This is a genomic window from Streptomyces sp. AA4 (assembly GCF_000158875.1).
Lineage (GTDB): Bacteria > Actinomycetota > Actinomycetes > Mycobacteriales > Pseudonocardiaceae > Amycolatopsis.
Window position 1 is genome coordinate 206,374 of record NZ_GG657746.1, and the last position, 15,707, is coordinate 222,080.

17 protein-coding genes are annotated in these 15,707 nt (G+C 71.4%); 15 read left to right on the forward strand and 2 right to left on the reverse strand.

All coding sequences use genetic code 11. From position 1 onward, the window contains the following. The first annotated feature begins 49 nt into the window (after nucleotides 1–49). Nucleotides 50–877 (forward strand): DUF4349 domain-containing protein, encoded by an 828-nt coding sequence (locus tag SSMG_RS00995; protein ID WP_009071933.1) that lies wholly within the window; start codon nucleotides 50–52, stop codon nucleotides 875–877. A 420-nt stretch (nucleotides 878–1,297) separates the two neighbouring features. Next, entirely contained in the window at nucleotides 1,298–2,047 is a 750-nt protein-coding gene (locus SSMG_RS01000) for a phosphoglyceromutase (protein WP_009071935.1), read from the forward strand. A gap of 146 nt (nucleotides 2,048–2,193) precedes the next feature. On the opposite strand, the gene SSMG_RS01005 is transcribed toward SSMG_RS01000, so the two are convergent. After that, nucleotides 2,194–3,105, reverse strand: coding sequence for a hypothetical protein (locus SSMG_RS01005; RefSeq protein WP_199785744.1), 912 nt, complete (start codon nucleotides 3,103–3,105; stop codon nucleotides 2,194–2,196). Next, the gene (locus tag SSMG_RS44565) at nucleotides 3,102–3,728 is read right to left on the reverse strand and encodes a response regulator transcription factor (protein ID WP_037716389.1); all 627 of its coding nucleotides are present in this window, start codon (nucleotides 3,726–3,728) and stop codon (nucleotides 3,102–3,104) included. The genes SSMG_RS01005 and SSMG_RS44565 overlap by 4 nt, the downstream gene beginning before the upstream one ends. Nucleotides 3,729–3,803: 75 nt before the next feature. Here SSMG_RS44565 and SSMG_RS01015 point away from each other — a divergent pair, with 75 nt between their 5' ends. The 13 genes from SSMG_RS01015 (at nucleotide 3,804) to SSMG_RS01065 (ending at nucleotide 15,704) form a co-directional block, all read left to right on the forward strand. Then, the gene (locus SSMG_RS01015) at nucleotides 3,804–4,685 is read left to right on the forward strand and encodes an oxidoreductase (protein ID WP_037712169.1); all 882 of its coding nucleotides are present in this window, start codon (nucleotides 3,804–3,806) and stop codon (nucleotides 4,683–4,685) included. A 150-nt stretch (nucleotides 4,686–4,835) separates the two neighbouring features. Next, complete coding sequence (locus tag SSMG_RS01020; RefSeq protein ID WP_009071940.1) at nucleotides 4,836–6,074, forward strand: cell wall metabolism sensor histidine kinase WalK; 1,239 nt, start codon at nucleotides 4,836–4,838, stop codon at nucleotides 6,072–6,074. Further along, a complete protein-coding gene (locus tag SSMG_RS01025; RefSeq protein WP_009071942.1) occupies nucleotides 6,071–6,760 on the forward strand; it encodes a response regulator transcription factor in 690 nt (229 codons plus the stop codon). The genes SSMG_RS01020 and SSMG_RS01025 overlap by 4 nt, the downstream gene beginning before the upstream one ends. A gap of 187 nt (nucleotides 6,761–6,947) precedes the next feature. Beyond that, nucleotides 6,948–7,931 carry a Ppx/GppA phosphatase family protein gene (locus SSMG_RS01030; protein WP_009071943.1) on the forward strand — a complete coding sequence of 328 codons (984 nt, stop codon included), beginning with the start codon at nucleotides 6,948–6,950 and terminating at the stop codon, nucleotides 7,929–7,931. A gap of 148 nt (nucleotides 7,932–8,079) precedes the next feature. Further along, entirely contained in the window at nucleotides 8,080–9,156 is a 1,077-nt protein-coding gene (locus SSMG_RS45905; protein WP_199785745.1) for a hypothetical protein, read from the forward strand. Beyond that, nucleotides 9,156–9,815, forward strand: a complete 660-nt coding sequence (locus SSMG_RS45910) for a hypothetical protein (RefSeq protein WP_199785746.1) — start codon at nucleotides 9,156–9,158, stop codon at nucleotides 9,813–9,815. The genes SSMG_RS45905 and SSMG_RS45910 overlap by 1 nt, the downstream gene beginning before the upstream one ends. Before the next feature lie 34 nt (nucleotides 9,816–9,849). Continuing rightward, nucleotides 9,850–10,653 carry a sugar phosphate isomerase/epimerase gene (locus SSMG_RS01040; protein WP_037712171.1) on the forward strand — a complete coding sequence of 268 codons (804 nt, stop codon included), beginning with the start codon at nucleotides 9,850–9,852 and terminating at the stop codon, nucleotides 10,651–10,653. A gap of 161 nt (nucleotides 10,654–10,814) precedes the next feature. Next, nucleotides 10,815–11,645 carry a thioesterase family protein gene (locus SSMG_RS01045; RefSeq protein ID WP_037716391.1) on the forward strand — a complete coding sequence of 277 codons (831 nt, stop codon included), beginning with the start codon at nucleotides 10,815–10,817 and terminating at the stop codon, nucleotides 11,643–11,645. Between the two features lie 24 nt (nucleotides 11,646–11,669). Beyond that, nucleotides 11,670–12,482: a pyrroline-5-carboxylate reductase gene (gene proC / locus SSMG_RS01050; protein ID WP_037712173.1), complete on the forward strand. Its 813-nt coding sequence runs from the start codon at nucleotides 11,670–11,672 to the stop codon at nucleotides 12,480–12,482. Nucleotides 12,483–12,855: 373 nt separating this feature from the next. Next, nucleotides 12,856–13,071, forward strand: a complete 216-nt coding sequence (locus SSMG_RS01055) for a helix-turn-helix domain-containing protein (RefSeq protein ID WP_033291067.1) — start codon at nucleotides 12,856–12,858, stop codon at nucleotides 13,069–13,071. Between the two features lie 198 nt (nucleotides 13,072–13,269). Beyond that, nucleotides 13,270–13,371, forward strand: coding sequence for an AURKAIP1/COX24 domain-containing protein (locus SSMG_RS43100; RefSeq protein WP_007030867.1), 102 nt, complete (start codon nucleotides 13,270–13,272; stop codon nucleotides 13,369–13,371). 261 nt (nucleotides 13,372–13,632) lie between these two features. Beyond that, nucleotides 13,633–14,679, forward strand: coding sequence for an NAD-dependent epimerase/dehydratase family protein (locus SSMG_RS01060; RefSeq protein ID WP_009071953.1), 1,047 nt, complete (start codon nucleotides 13,633–13,635; stop codon nucleotides 14,677–14,679). A gap of 35 nt (nucleotides 14,680–14,714) precedes the next feature. After that, nucleotides 14,715–15,704: a lysophospholipid acyltransferase family protein gene (locus SSMG_RS01065; RefSeq protein ID WP_353611741.1), complete on the forward strand. Its 990-nt coding sequence runs from the start codon at nucleotides 14,715–14,717 to the stop codon at nucleotides 15,702–15,704. The last annotated feature ends 3 nt before the right edge of the window (nucleotides 15,705–15,707 follow it).

Sequence of the window (15,707 nt, forward strand, 5' to 3'; positions counted from 1 at the left end):
CTCCGCCCAGTCGCTTCGTCTCACCGCCAACGACTGGAGGGAGACGGGAATGCGGACTCGATGGAGATGCGTGCTCGCGGGCGCCGCGCTGGTGCTGCTGGCCGGATGCAGCGGCAACAGCGCGGATTCGGCGAGGTCGGCTGTCGCGCCCGCGCAGCGGCAGGAGCAGGGGGCGGCGCCAAAGCAGGGGAACGCGCAGGCGACCGTGCCCGAACCCGGCGCGACTGATCGCAAGCTGGCGCGCAGCGCGCGGCTGGAACTGACCACCCCGAAGACGGACGACGTCGTGTCCCGCGCGAAGTCGATCGCGACCGGTGCGGGCGGTTACCCCGGACAAGAGAGCGCGACGGACGATTCCGCGTCGCTGACCTTGTCGGTGCCCGCGGAGAAACTCGACGGCGTGCTCGACCAGCTCAGCGGGCTCGGCCAGGTGAAACGGCGGGAAATCAGCGCACAGGACGTGACCGCGCAGGTGGTCGACGTGGACGCGCGGCTGGCGACCCAGCGGGCGAGCGTCGAGCGGATGCGCGCGCTGCTGGCGAAGGCGCAGTCGGTGTCCGAGATCGCGTCCGTCGAAAGCGAGCTGACCAGCCGCCAGGCCACGCTGGAGTCGCTGGAGCGGCAGCAGGCTTCGCTGGCCGGACGGGTCGCGATGGCGACCGTGTCGCTCTCGGTGACGCGGCAGGAGGCCGCCGCCCCGGCGGAGTCCGGCGGTTTCCTCGCCGGGCTGTCCGGGGGATGGGACGCGTTCGTCGTCTTCTGCACCGGGCTCGTGCGCGTGCTGGGGGTGCTGCTGCCGTTCGCGGTCGCGTTCGGGATCCCGGCCGGCGCGGTGTTCTGGTGGCTGCGGCGGCGGAAGGCCAGGCCCGCGGAGTGAGGGGCTGGCGGAACGGCTCGAGGGAGGGGGAGTCGCGATCTCGAGCCGTCCCGCTGCAGGTCCCGCCTTGCTGGACCCGGTGACGAGGGGGATGCCAACGGGGCCGGCGGGCCGCGGCTCGGCAGGGGGGAGACGAGCCGCGGTCACTGCCCGTGATCAGCCGGGAGTGCGTGGAATCCGGCTGAGCGGGACATGCCCAACCTGTCAGATGTCGACCAGTAATCACAAGACTACTGGTTACTCCGTTCGAGTGAAATTTGCGGACGGGGATAACAGTGTGCAGCGCCTTGCACTCTTTGGCCTGCTCGTCGGCAACCCTCCTGCGCGTCGGGGGAAAGTGTTACTCCCGGGTAACGCACTCTGGGTAGAGGGGTGGACGCACTACCGGCCGCGCTGGCGCGCTCTGGCAGGCTGGTGGCCATGGCCGAACTTGGGACCCTGGTGCTGCTGCGGCACGGACAGAGCACGTGGAACGCGGAAAACCTGTTCACCGGCTGGGTGGACGTGCCCCTTTCGGAGACCGGCGAGCGCGAAGCCCGGCAAGGCGGGCAGCTCCTCGCCGAGGCGGGGCTGCTGCCGGACGTGGTGCACACGTCGCTGCTGCGCCGGGCGATCAGCACGGCGAACATCGCCCTCGACGCCGCCGACCGGCACTGGATCCCGGTCAAGCGCGACTGGCGGCTCAACGAGCGGCACTACGGCGCGCTGCAGGGCAAGAACAAGAAGCAGACGCTGGACGAGTTCGGCGAGGAGCAGTTCATGCTCTGGCGCCGCTCGTACGACACGCCGCCGCCGGCCATCGACCCGAAGGACGAGTTCAGCCAGTCCGGCGACGCGCGGTACGCCGACCTCGGCGACCAGGCCCCGCTGACGGAATGCCTGAAGGACGTTGTGGCCCGCCTGCTGCCGTACTGGGAGTCGGCGATCGTCCCCGACCTGCGGGCAGGCCGCACCGTGCTGGTCGCCGCGCACGGCAACTCGCTGCGCGCGCTGGTGAAGCACCTCGACGGGATCTCCGACGACGACATCGCCGCGCTGAACATCCCGACCGGCATCCCGCTGCGCTACGACCTGACCGCGGACCTCAAGCCGGTCAAGGCGGGCGGCGAGTACCTGGACCCGGAGGCGGCGAAGGAAGCCGCCGCCGCGGTCGCGAACCAGGGCCGCTGACCCCTCCGCTGCTGACCCGCTCGTGAGTGGCGGCGCCGGTTAGAACCGGCATCGCCGCTCACGAGCGGAGTGGGCGGTCTGGCGGCAGTGCGGCGTCGCGTGGCTTCGTGGTGAGCGGCGGCACCGGTTCTCACCGGCATCGCCGCTCACGAGCCGGAAGCGGTGATCGCCTTCATCCCGGACACCTTCCACTCGCTGCCCTGGCGCACGAGGTCGAGGTGCACCGGCAGCCGGTTGGCCCCGGGGTGCTGGCCGCCGGTGGTCGTCAGCTGCGCGGCCAGCAACGCCGACGCGTGCGTGCCGTCCGGGCTTATCTGCGTCAGCGCGGCCGTCGAATCCGCGCCGTAGGTCGCCTTCGTCCCGGTCTGCTTGATGCGGTCCACGGTTTCCTGGCGGCTCTTCCGGAATTCGGTCAACAGCGGTTCCGCGGCCACGTTTTCCCAGGCCGCGTAGTTCCCGTCGATGTTCTGCGGGTCGACGGTCATCAGCACCCCGCCGTCCCGGCGAGCCGCCTCGACCGCGGAATCCCGGTTCGCGGCAAGGCCTTTCGCCGGCGCGGCGGCCGAGGCGATCGGGCCGCGCGGGTCGAAGTTCAAGTCCTCCAGCTGCCAGTGCCCGCTCGTCCGGACCGCGGTGACCAGCATGAGCGCGCCGGCCTGGTTCTTGGCCCCGTCCGGACGCTTGCTGTGCTGGGTGGCCGCGACCAGCATCCGCGCGTGGTCCGGGGTCAGTTCGGCCAATCCGGTTTCCATCACCTGCGTCTGCGTGGTCACCGGTTCGGCGCGGACCTCGGCGAACGTCTTGTCGAACTGCGCGCGGGCCCCGCCGGTCAGGTACTCCTGCTCGGTTTTCGCGACCTCGTCCGGTTTCGTGGAGTCGTAGCTGAACGCGGCCTCCACGGCTTTCTTGATGCCGGACATCGCGTCGCTGGTCGCCTGCGGGTCCACATAGGCCACATTCGCCGGTGCGGGAGCAGGAGAAGGCGCGGGCGGCGCGGGTTGCTGGGACGCGGCGCATCCGGCGGTGAGCAAGGCCGCGGCGAGAACAGCGCGCCTCACAGCAGACCCGCCTCCCGCGCGAGAGCACCCGCTTGGAACCGCGACGTCGCACCCAGTACATCCATCAATTCGGCCACCCGCCGACGGTACGTCCGCAGCCCGACGCCCATCGCCCGGGCCGCCTTTTCGTCGGTGGAACCGGAAGACAGCAGGTCGAGCAGCTGTGGCGTGTACTGGCGCAGTTCGGCGAACCGCGTCTCGTACGCCTCCATCGCGGTCGACGAACGCCACGCGGCCTCGAACAGCGACGAGATTCCGCGCACCAGATCCGGGGCGGTCACGACGTGGTAGCCAGGCCCGGCGGCGAGGATGGCGACGCGGCCGTCGAGCAGGATCGTCTCGTTGATCTCGTGGTCGCTGATCCGGACTTCCGCGCCGAGCTGGCGCAGCGTCTGCAGGTGCTCGGCGCCGGCCGGATCGAGCAGCACGCGCGACAGGTAGACCTTGCGGACCCGCAGCTTCGGCCGCGCGGGCAGCTCCCGGGCGAATTTCTGCATCGCGGACCAGGTGTGCAGGTCGTTCGCGGCGCAGGCGAACTCGTCGGCGCCGGCGAGCAGGTGTCCGGCGCGCTCGACCAGTTCTCGTTCGTCGCGGATGGACGCGACTTCCTCGGCTCGGGGCACGGCGTCCAGTGTTCCCGCGTTGGCAGCTTGCTGCCAATTCCGCCGCCGGAACCCGCCGCGCCGCACAGTGGAGACATGACCGGAACGACACTTCCCGCCGCTGCCGCGGGCACCTGGCAGCTCGGCTCCCGCACCGTCAACCGGCTCGGCTTCGGTTCGATGCGGCTCGGCGGTTCGCTCGACCCGAACGTGCCTGCCGACGCCGACCGCGCGATTTCGGTGCTGCGCCGGGCCGTGGAGCTGGGCGTGAACCACATCGACACCGCGGCGTTCTACTTCGGAGCCGGCTGGTCGGCCAACGCGTTGATCAAGACCGCGCTCGCGCCGTACGGCGACGACCTCGTGCTCACCACCAAGGTCGGCCCGTCGCGCGACGAATCCGGCCAGTTCCGGCCGTTCGCCCGTCCCGACGAACTGCGCGGCCAGGTCGAGCAGAACCTGCGCGAACTCGGCCGTGACCGGATCGACGTCGTCAACCTGCGGATCGGCACCGGCCTCGAGCGCGGCACCGGCTCGCTCGCCGAGCATTTCGGCGTGCTGGCCGAACTGCGCGCCGAGGGACTGATCGGCGAGCTGGGCATTTCCAACGTCAGCGCCGAACACCTCGCCGAGGCGCAGGCGATCGCGCCGGTGGTGTGCGTGCAGAACCAGTACGGCCTGTCCGCCCGCCGCGAGGACGACGAGCTGTTGCGGCTGTGCGGCGAGCAGGGCGTGGCGTTCGTGCCGTTCTTCGCGGTCGCGAGCGGCGCGAGTGGACAGTCCGACGAACGGGTCGCCGAGGTTGCGCGCCGGCACGGCGTGACCGACGCTCAGGTGCGGCTGGCGTGGACGCTCGCGCAGGGCCCGCACGTGCTGGCGATCCCCGGCACAGGTGACCCCGCACACCTGGAACAGAACGTCGCCGCGGCCGCGCTGAAGCTGTCCGACGAGGACCTCGAGACCCTCGACGCGCACTGAGCGCTAAGCGGGTCGACTTGGCGGGAACATCTCGATCGGGTGAACAGGGCCTGACCCCGAGGCGAATATGTACCCCTCAGGTGTCACTCGCCTCACGACAGGGCTTCCAGGACTAGGCCGGAAGGCTACCGGGATGCTTACGATTCCCCCGTGACCACGCCTGTTGTCCTGCTGACGGCCATCGGCGCTCTTGTCGTCGGCGCGGTCGCCGGGTTCCTCGCGGCCAGGGTCCGCGCCCGGCGAGAGGCGGCGCGGCCCACCGGCCCGACCGTCGCGGAGCTGCTCGAACGGCTGATCCGCTCCTCGAACAACGGCGTCATCGTGCTCAACCGGTTCGGCGACCTGGTGCTGCACAATCCGCGGGCGTACGAACTCGGCCTGGTCCGGGTGAACCAGGCCGATCCGCGGGCGCGCAAGGCGGCCGAACAGGTGGTCGAGACCGACGAGCCGATGGAGGTCGACCTCTCGCCGCTGGAGAACCGCGGCCGCCGCCAGCCCGAGGCGGTGCTCGGCGAGGTCCGGCCGCTCGGCGACGGGTTCACCGTCGTCGAGGCCGTCGACCATTCCGAGGCGATCCGGCTGGAGGCGGTCCGCCGGGACTTCGTCGCGAACGTCAGCCACGAGCTGAAGACCCCGGTCGGCGCGATCGCGCTGCTCACCGAGGCCGTGCTGGACGCCGCCGAGGACGTCGAGGAGGTCCGCCGCTTCGGCGGCAAGATCCTGCGCGAATCCACCCGGCTCGGCCAGCTCGTCACCGAGCTGATCGCGCTGTCGCGCCTCCAGGGCGCCGAGCGGCTGCCGGACCTCAACGTGGTCGAGGTCGACGCCGTCGTGCGCGAGGCGCTCGGGCGCACCACGCTGTCCGCGGAATCCGCCGACATCACCATCACCACCGACACGCCGAGCGGCCTGCTCATCGAGGGCGACCGGACGCTGCTGGTCACCGCGTTGTCGAACCTGCTGGAGAACGCCGTCGCGTACTCGTCGGCGGGCAGCCCGGTGTCGATCTCGCGCCGGCTCGCCGACGGCATGGTCGAGATCGCGGTGACCGACCGCGGCATCGGCATCGCCGAGGACGAGCAGCAGCGCGTGTTCGAGCGCTTCTACCGCGCGGACAAGGCGCGTTCGCGCGCCACCGGCGGCACCGGCCTCGGACTGGCGATCGTGAAACACGTCGCGGCCAACCACGGCGGTTCGGTCGGCCTGTGGAGCCGTCCCGGCACCGGGTCGACCTTCACCCTGCGCATCCCCGCGCACGTGCGCACCGAACCCGCCGACACCGCACGCAAGGCCGCGCCCGCGCGGCCGGACAAGACCCCCGAGCGGACACCCCGGCTCGTGGCAACCGGGCAGGAAGTCTCCAGCCCAGACCATGGAGGAAACCTGTGACGAGGGTTCTCATAGTCGAGGACGAAGAGTCCTTCGCCGACCCGCTCGCCTTCTTGCTGCGCAAGGAGGGCTTCACCGCGGCGGTCGCGGTGACCGGCCAGCAGGCGCTCGAAGAGTTCGACCGCAACGGCGCCGACATCGTGCTGCTCGACCTGATGCTGCCCGGGATGAGCGGCACCGACGTCTGCAAGCAGCTGCGGCAGCGTTCCGCGGTGCCGGTGATCATGGTGACCGCGCGCGACAGCGAGATCGACAAGGTCGTCGGGCTGGAACTCGGCGCCGACGACTACGTGACCAAGCCGTACTCGGCGCGCGAGCTGATCGCGCGGGTGCGCGCGGTGCTGCGCCGCGGCGGCGAGCCGGGCAGCGACGGCGAACTCGCGCCGCTGGTGCTGTCGGCCGGACCGGTGCGGATGGACGTCGAACGGCACGTCGTGACCGTGGACGGCGGCGAGGTTTCGTTGCCGCTCAAGGAGTTCGACCTGCTGGAATACCTGCTGCGCAACGTCGGCCGGGTGCTCACCCGCGGCCAGCTGATCGACCGGGTGTGGGGCGCGGACTACGTCGGCGACACCAAGACCCTCGACGTCCACGTGAAGCGGCTCCGCTCGAAGATCGAGCCGGACCCGGGTTCGCCGCGGCACCTGGTGACCGTGCGCGGGCTCGGCTACAAGTTCGAGACCTGAGCCGCCCTTTCGAACCGTCCGTGAAGGACTCCTTGAGGGAATCTGATTCCCCCAAGGAGTCCTTCACGGCTTTTGTCCGGGTTTCCGTGCACACCGTGCCGGTCCGCGCACGCTGAGTTGATGTGGATCCGAGTGGAGTTGGTTACAGTTTCGAGACCTGGCACTGGGACCGGTACGCTGAATCCTCGTGCGCCTAGGGGTACTCGACGTCGGTTCCAATACCGTCCACTTGCTCGTGGTCGACGCCCACCGTGGCGCCCACCCGACCCCGATGCACTCCGAGAAAACGATGCTGCGGCTGGCCGAACAGCTCACCGGGTCCGGCGAACTGAGCCGTCCCGGCGAGGACGGCCTGGTCCGGGCGGTCGAATCGGCCAAGGCCGCGGCCGCGCGGCTCGGCTGCGAGGACGTGCTGGCGTTCGCGACCTCCGCGGTGCGCGAGGCGAAGAACTCGGCGAAGGTGCTGGCCAGGGTGGGCGCCGAGACCGGCGTCGACCTGCGCGTCCTGTCCGGTGAGGACGAGGCGCGGCTCACCTTCCTCGCGGTCCGCCGGTGGTACGGCTGGTCGGCCGGGAAACTGCTGGTGCTGGACATCGGCGGCGGATCGTTCGAGGTCGCGATGGGCCGCGACGAGGAACCCGAACTCGCCGAATCGCTCCCGCTCGGCGCCGGGCGCACCACCCGCACCCGCTTCCGCAACGACCCGCCGACCCGTTCCGAGGTCGTCGCGACGTCGGCCTGGCTCGAGGACCAGCTCGCCGGGCTCGCGAAGAAGGTCGCCGCGCAGGGCCTTCCGGACCGGGTCGTGGCGACCTCCAAGACGTTCCGCTCGCTCGCCCGGCTGACCGGGGCGGCCCCCTCGGCGGCGGGCCCCCGCGTGCGCCGTACGCTCACCGACACCGCCCTTCGCCAGCTCATCGCCTTCATTTCGCGGATGACCGCCGCGGATCTGGCCCAGCTGGAAGGCGTCAGCGCGAGCCGGTCGCACCAGCTCGTGGCGGGCGCGCTGGTGGCGCAGGCCGCGATGCGGGCGCTCTCCCTCACGGAGTTGGAGATTTGCCCCTGGGCGCTGCGAGAGGGTGTCATCCTGCGGCGGTTGGACCACGCCAACGGCGCGGACGAAACTGGGACCGCGGTCGCCGGCGTTTCGGCGAGCGGGGAGGACCGGTGACAGCAGCGGACTGGACTTGCCCGACGAAGACCAGGCACGGTGAAGAGGTGACGGACATGCACTGCACGGTGTCGATCGCGCGCGGCTCCGGAGGCAGGTGTGCCCGAGTGACCACAACCAACCCCGAGCGCGCTTTGGACAGCACGGTATGACGGACCAGACCGGCGGCGACCAGCCCCAGAAGACCGTGGCCGAACTGCTCGCCCAGCACGGGCAGCAGGTCGATGGCGGACGGCGACGCAGGCGCAGGGCGGCCGATGACGAGGACGAGGCCGCCCCGCGGCGCTCGGGCCTCACCGACACCGGACCGCAGGCGATCATCGACCGGGTGGCGTCCGAGGGCGGCACCCCGCCGCCTCCGTCGCGTCCCCCGGGCGGCCGCCGCCGTCCGGGCGCGGCCCCGCAGCCCGCCCCGCAGGACTCGGGCCAGTACCCGCGTCCCGGGCAGCAGCCTTCGGGCCAGTACCCGGCGCCGCAGGAAGCCGCGCCGCCGCCGCGGAACGGCCAGCCTTCCGGGCAGTACCCGGCTCCGCAGGAGTCCGGCCAGTACCCGGTGAACGGCCAGCAGGATTCGGCGTACGTGCGTCCCCCGGCTCCGCCGCAGGAGTCCGGGCAGTACCCGCGGCCGGCCAACGGCCAGCAGGATTCGGCCTACGTGCGCCCGCCCGCGCCGCCGCAGGAGTCGGGCCAGTTCGCCCGCCCCGCGCCGCCCGCGGCCGGTCCGCAGGGCACCGGCTACCTGCGTCCCGCCGCGCCGCAGGAGTCCGGTTACGTGCGTCCGCCCGCTCCGCCGCAGGAATCCGGGCAGATGCCGGTGCCGCCGCGCGGCCGTCCGCCGCGTCCGCAGGCCGCCGACGAGGAGACCCGCGGCGCGGTGCCGCCGGTCCGCCGTCGTCCGGCCCCGCCTCCGCCGTCCGCGCCGCCGGAGGGCGTTTTTGTTTCTTCCGGCTCGACGGTCTCGACGGCGACGCCCCGGAACCGCCCGCGACGCCGATGGCGAGCGGCGCGTTCCCCGCGCCCGGTGCTCCGGCAGCCCCTCCGAACCGGCCGCGGCGCGCCCCGGCCCGCCGCCCGGCGCCGAAGCAGGAGCCGCACACCGAGCAGTTCGACGCGATCGACGGCCCGCCCGCCGAGGGCGTCGCCGAGGACGCGCCGCCCGCGGGTCTCGCCGGCTGGCGCCAGCGCCGGCAGGCGGAACAGCTGGAGGACACCGAGGTCGGCATGATGCCGGCCGTCCCGCCCGCCGGGGCGAAGCCGGAGCAGGCTGAGGATTACGTCGAAGACGACTACGTCGACGACGGTTACGAGGACGAGTACCCGCCCGCCGCCGCGGATTACGACGCGGGCCCGCCGACCGCGGGCTACCCGGCCCCGATGCCGTTCGCGCCGGGCGGCAAGGACCCGGTCGAGGACGACCTCGCCGAGTACGAGCGCGAGTTCGCCGAGCCGTCCGGTTACCCGGAGAGCCAGCCGGACTTCGAGGGCGACGACGGCTACGGGTACGAGCACGCCGAAGGCTACGAGCACGCCGAGGGCTACGCCGAAGGCGACGAGTACGACGACTACCCCGAGGAAGCCGTCGCCGAGGACGCGCCGGAGGCCGAGCCGGAACCCGCGGTGTCCGCGGGCAAGCAGTGGCTGACCCTGGCCGGGCAGCTGGCGCTGGGCGTCGTCGGCGGGGCCGCCGTGTGGCTGGGCTTCAACTGGCTGTGGGTCAACCTCGCGCCGGCCGCGCTCGTGGGTGCGTTGCTGGTGATCGTCGCGCTGGTCTGGATCGTGCGGAAGATCCGCCGCGCCGAGGACCTGCAGACGACTCTGCTGGCGATTCTGGTCGGTCTGGTGGTGACGGTGTCGCCCGCGGCGCTGTTGCTGGTGGCCAAGTAGCGGGCCGCCGAGGACGCTGGGGCAGGATGGGCGCGTGAGTGAGAGCGCGCCCGTCCCCGTGGGTTTGAGCACTGCCTCGGTGTGGCCGCTGCGCGCGGGCGCGGCGTTCGAGCTGGCCGCGGATCTCGGCTACGACGGCGTCGAGGTCATGGTCTGGGCCGACCCGATCAGCCAGGACGTCTCGGCGATCCGGCGCTGGTCGCAGCGCACCGGGATGCCGGTGCTGTCGATCCATTCGCCGTCGCTGCTGATCACGCAGCGGATCTGGTCGCCGGACCCGGAGGTGCGCCTGCGCCGCTCCGTGGACGCCGCGCTGGAACTCGGCGCGCGCACGGTGGTGGTGCATCCGCCGTTCCGCTGGCAGCGCCGGTACGGCGACGCGTTCGGCGATCTGGTGGACGAGCTGGAGGACGCCAGCGGGGTCCACGTCGCGGTGGAGAACATGTTCAAGGTCCGCCCGCTGGGCGGCTCGCGGGACGCCCGCGTTTCGGCTTTCCGGCCGTCGATCGACCCGACGGACGTCGGATTCCGGCATTACACGCTGGATCTGTCGCATTCGGCCGCGGCACGGATGGACGCACTGGCGCTGGCCGACCGGATGGGGGCGGGATTGAGCCACGTCCACCTGGCGGACGGGACGGGGATCCCGAAGGACGAACACCTGATTCCGGGGCATGGCGGGCAGCCGTGTGCGGAATTGCTGGAGAAGCTGGTCAGTGACGGCTTTTCCGGTCAGGTGGTGCTGGAGGTCAACACGCGGCATGCGACGGGTGCGGCGTCGCGGGCCCGGGCGCTCGCGGAAGCCCTGCTCTTCGCCCGGTTGCATCTCGGGCAATGATGCGCGGGTGATCTTGCTCGGCTGTCCGGGCGGTCCCTGCCCGGCTCGGCTCGCGAAGGCGGCTGGGCACCGTAAAGTGCGGGCGTGACCTCGTTGCCATCGCCGTCTCCAGATTTCGCCGGACCCGGTTCCACGCGCCGTATCGCCGTGGCCGGTTGTCCGTGAGCGCGGCCGACGACACCGCGACCGCCTTCGACGCGGCCACCTCGGTCCGGTCGCTCGGGGACGGCACGTTCACCGCGACGTTGCGCGCGGAATGGGCGATCGGGGTCCATCCGCACGGCGGGTTTCTGGTGGCGTTGCTGGCGAAAACCGCCGCCGCCGCGTTGCACGAGCGCGGGGACGCGACGGTCGACCCGCTCGCGGTGAGCACCGAATTCCTGCACGCGCCCGCGCTCGGGCCGGTTTTGCTGCGCGCCGACGTGCGCAAAGTCGGCCGCCGGGTGTCGGTGGTCGCGGTGTCGCTCGAACAGCGCGGGCGGGCTTGCGTCGAGGCGAGGGTCACGGTCGGGCGGCTGCCGATGCGCCGTTCCGAATGGACGGATCTGCCGCAGATGCCCGCCGAACCGCCGTCGAGCGCGCCGCAGCTCGGCAAGGACACCCCGGAAGGCCCGTTCCACCTGTCCGCCGCCTGCGACGTCCGCCTGGACCCGGCGACCGCGGGGTTCCTGTCCGGCCGCACCGGCGACCCGCCCCGGCTGCGGATGTGGGCGCGGCCGCGCACCGGCCAGCCGGACGTGTACTTCTCGCTGCTGGCCGGCGACCTCAACCCGCCGGTGGTGGCGAACCTCGGCAGGCACGGCTGGGCCCCGACCGTCCAGCTGACCTCGCTGGTGCGCACCCGTCCGGCCCCCGGCTGGCTGCGGATCCTGGTCGAATCGCGCTCGGTGCACGAGCCGTGGTTCGACTCGGACGCGACCGTCGTGGACGCCCAAGGCCGCCTCGTCGCGCAGGTGCGGCAGCTGGCGCTCGCCCCGGCACCGGGCGGCTGAGCAGCGTTTGGCACGCTGAAGCGCATGAGTGTGATCGCGGTGCTGGGTGCGGGAAAGATCGGCGAAGCCCTGCTGTCGGGCCTGCTCAACGGCGGCCACGAGCCGGGCGACCTGCTCTTCACCGAACGGTACGAGGAGCGGGCGCGCGAGCTGGAGACGCGCTACCCGGGCATGAAAGCGGCGACCGTCGCGGACGCGGCGCGGCGGGCGGACATCCTCGTGGTCGCGGTGAAGCCGCAGGACATCGAGCCGGTGCTGGACGAGCTGGCCCCGCTGCTCGGGACGGGCTCGCTGGTCGTCTCGCTGTGCGCGGGGCTGCCGACCGCGTTGTACGAACGCCGGCTCGCCGAGGGCGTCCCGGTCGTGCGCGTGATGCCGAACACCCCGATGCTGGTCGGCGAGGCGATGAGCGCGATCTCACCCGGCAAGCACGCGACGGTCGAGCACCTCGCGACGGTCAAGGAGCTGCTGTCGCACGTCGGCCAGGTCGTCGAGGTGCCGGAGCGGCAGCAGGACGCGGTCACCGCGCTGTCCGGATCCGGTCCGGCGTACTTCTTCTACCTGGTCGAGGCCATGATCGACGCGGGCATCCTGCTCGGGCTGCCGCGTGCGCTGGCCGGGCAGCTGATCATCCAGTCGGCGGTCGGCGCGGCGAAGATGCTCGCCGAGGGCCAGGACCACCCGGTGCTGCTGCGCGAGGCGGTCACGTCCCCGGCCGGGACGACCATCAACGCGATCCGCGAACTGGAGAAGCACGGCGTGCGCGCGGCGCTGCTCGACGCGATCGAGGCCGCCCGCGACCGCTCCGAGGAGCTGGGCCGCGCCCACGAAAACTGAGCTCCCGCCTCCACCCCGGACCGGCCCCAATGCCACATTGGGTGCATCTGACGCACCCAATGTGGCGTTCGGTGCGTCGCATGCACCCAATGCCACATTGGGGCGCTTCGGGCCGTGGGGTGCGGGAAGGTGCCGGCGGAGACCGCTGGGCCGTTCAGGGTCGCCTATGCCGTAGCGGGGCAGTCGGCTGAATCCGGCAAACCGGACTCTGCTGGGCCGTCCGGGCTACGCGAAGGCCCAGGTGAGGGCCCATCCTGGTGACAGGCGTCGCACGAGTCCCACCTGTCCCGCTACCCTCGGAAGAGCACGTGCGTGTCGATACCACAGGTGGGGAAGCCTCGTGGCGCGACACGTGTCGAAGGACGCGGTAAACATGTCGCCGAACAAGAGGGAGGATTTGCCCGCGGTAGGGCAGGTCCAGTTTTTGACAGTCGCCGAAGTGGCCACGCTGATGCGGGTCTCGAAGATGACCGTGTACCGCCTGGTGCATTCGGGCGAACTTCCCGCGGTCAGAGTCGGGAAGTCCTTCCGGGTGCCGGAAAAAGCGGTGCACGAGTACCTGCAGGGTGCTTACTTCGACGTCGGGTAAGGGCGCCGCGTGGCTCCGCCGCTCCGTTGAGGGCGGTGGCGGGGCGGGGTCCGGGCGGTCGCCGGGCATGCGTGAAACCATGCCCGCCGACCGGCCCGCGCCGGGACGCTAGTAGCCTGGTAAACCGCTCGTGCCTGTGCGCTCCACCCGTTGGACGCTGCGCCGGGCAGCGTGACCGACGACCAAAGAGGAGCGCCCATGGGTTCCGTGATCAAGAAGCGCCGCAAGCGCATGTCGAAGAAGAAGCACCGCAAGCTGCTGCGCCGTACGCGCGTGCAGCGGCGCAAGGCCGGCAAGTGAGCCGTCCTCGCGATTGAGGTTTCGTGGCCCGTCCAGTCTCTGGACGGGCCACACTCATGTTCGGGCCTTTCTGCGCCCGATCGAGTGAGGTGCGGATCGCAATCCGGACGTCCCTCGTAAAAACGAGGTAAGCCCTGGTCAGAAGGGTGTCCCTGGCCGGTAACATGGCAGGCGCATCAGCGCGATGCTTTCAGCGAGTGCAAGTTCGCGCACCCCGAGTGATCACTCCGTCTTGCACACTGCTGCCGATCAGGGAGTTCCATGGCCTCGAACATCGTGCTCGTCACCGGGGTCGCCGGCGACCTTGGCGGGAAGCTGCTCGCCAGGCTCGGCGCGCATCCGGATCTCGAGCGGGTGATCGGCGTCGACACCGCCCCGCCCGCCAAGGACATCCAGCAGCGGATGGGCCGCGCCGAGTTCGTCCGCGCCGACATCCGCAATCCGCTCATCGCGAAGGTGATCAGCAGCGCCGAGGTGGACACGGTCGTGCACACCTCGTGCACCGCGCATCCGGCCGGGCCGAGCCGGCGCGCGGCGGTCAAGGAAGTCAACGTCATCGGCACGATGCGGCTGCTCGCCGCGTGCCAGCGCGCGCCGAAGGTGCGCAAGCTCGTGGTGAAGTCCAGTGCCGCGGTGTACGGCGCGGGCGCGCGTTCGCAGGCGGTGTTCACCGAGGATTCGGAGCTGATCCCGCCGTCGTCCAGCGGCTACGCGAAGGACGCGGTCGAGATGGAGGGCTACGTGCGCGGCCTCGCCCGCCGCCGCCCGGACCTGACGATCACGCTGCTGCGGTTCGCGAACATCATCGGCCCCGAGGTCGACACCGTGCTGGCCCGGTACTTCTCGCTGCCGGTCGTGCCGACGGTCTTCGGCTACGACTCCCGGCTGCAGCTGTTGCACGGGTCAGACGCGCTGTCAGTGCTGGAAATGGCGACGGTGGAAGACCGGCCGGGCGTGTTCAACGTGGCCTCCGAGGGCGTGCTGACGCTGTCGCAGGCGATCCGCCGGGCGGGCCGGGTCGGGCTGCCGATGCCGCGGGCCGTGGTGCCGTCGGTCGGCAAGCTGCTGCGCGGCGCCCGGGTGGTCGATTTCTCGCCCGACCAGGTGCGGCTGCTGAACTTCGGCCGCGCGGTCGACATCACGAAGCTCAAGAAGGAGTTCGGGTACACGCCCCGCTGGACCACCCGCGAGGCGTTCGACGATTACGTGGCCGGCCGAGGCCTGCGTCCGGTGCTCGACGGCGGCGCGCTGGCCGGGCTGGCCGGCAAGGTGCTCGAGGCCGCCGCCACCGGGCAGGCGCGCCGATGAGCCACGCGACGAGGGCCGGAAGCGAGGCGAATCCCGTGAACAGTGCCGAGGCACAGGTCATTCCGCTGCATGGACCCGGCCGGGAGAAGCCGGCCGACGCGCGCGAACCGGTCGAGGAGCGGGTGGACGCGCCGGTCGTCGAGTTCCCGGCGCAGCCGTCCCGTCCGGTGCGCGAGCCCGCGGGCGATCCGTTGTCGGAGTCGGTGCGGAGCGCGCTGACCTTCCTGCGGCATCGGCTCACCGGCGACTACGCGGTGGACGAGTTCGGGTTCGACGCCGAACTCACCGAGACACTCCTGCTGCCGCCGCTGCGCGCGCTGTACGAGAAGTGGTTCCGCGTCGACACCTTCGGCGTCGAGAACCTGCCGAAGGCGGGCGGCGCGCTGCTGGTGTCGAACCACTCCGGCACCTTGCCGCTCGACGCGTTGATGACCGCGGTCGCGGTGCACGACGAGACCGGCGGACGGCACCTGCGCGGCCTCGGCGCCGATCTGGTGTTCAAGCTGCCGCTGGTCGGGTCGTTCGCGCGCAAGTCCGGGCAGACGCTCGCCTGCAACGCCGACGCCGAACGGCTGCTGACCAACGGCGAGCTGGTCGGCGTGTGGCCGGAAGGGTTCAAGGGCGTCGGGAAGCCGTTCTCCGCGCGGTACAAGCTGCAACGCTTCGGCCGCGGCGGCTTCGTGTCCGCGGCGATGCGCGCGGGCGTGCCGATCATCCCGGTGTCGGTGGTCGGGGCCGAGGAGACGTACCCGAAGATCGGCGAGCTGAAGGTGCTGGCGCGGCTGTTCGGGCTGCCGTACTTCCCGGTGACGCCGTTCTTCCCGCTGCTGGGCCCGCTCGGCGCGGTGCCGCTGCCGACGAAGTGGACCATCGAATTCGGCGAACCGATCCGCACCGACGACTACGGCCCGGACGCGGTCGAGGATCCGATGCTGGTGTTCACGCTCACCGACCAGGTGCGCGAGTCGATCCAGCACGCGCTATACCGGCGACTTTCGCAGCGGCGCAGCGTTTTCCGCGGCTGAGCG

Excerpts from the sequence above, each read along its gene's own strand:
- SSMG_RS00995 (WP_009071933.1), top strand. The coding sequence starts at position 50 with ATGCGGACTCGATGGAGATGCGTGCTCGCGGGCGCCGCGCTGGTGCTG.
- SSMG_RS01000 (WP_009071935.1), top strand. The coding sequence starts at position 1,298 with ATGGCCGAACTTGGGACCCTGGTGCTGCTGCGGCACGGACAGAGCACG.
- SSMG_RS01015 (WP_037712169.1), top strand. The coding sequence starts at position 3,804 with ATGACCGGAACGACACTTCCCGCCGCTGCCGCGGGCACCTGGCAGCTC.
- SSMG_RS45905 (WP_199785745.1), top strand. The coding sequence starts at position 8,080 with ATGACGGACCAGACCGGCGGCGACCAGCCCCAGAAGACCGTGGCCGAA.
- SSMG_RS45910 (WP_199785746.1), top strand. The coding sequence starts at position 9,156 with ATGCCGGCCGTCCCGCCCGCCGGGGCGAAGCCGGAGCAGGCTGAGGAT.
- proC (WP_037712173.1), top strand. The coding sequence starts at position 11,670 with ATGAGTGTGATCGCGGTGCTGGGTGCGGGAAAGATCGGCGAAGCCCTG.
- SSMG_RS01055 (WP_033291067.1), top strand. The coding sequence starts at position 12,856 with ATGTCGCCGAACAAGAGGGAGGATTTGCCCGCGGTAGGGCAGGTCCAG.
- SSMG_RS43100 (WP_007030867.1), top strand. The coding sequence starts at position 13,270 with ATGGGTTCCGTGATCAAGAAGCGCCGCAAGCGCATGTCGAAGAAGAAG.
- SSMG_RS01060 (WP_009071953.1), top strand. The coding sequence starts at position 13,633 with ATGGCCTCGAACATCGTGCTCGTCACCGGGGTCGCCGGCGACCTTGGC.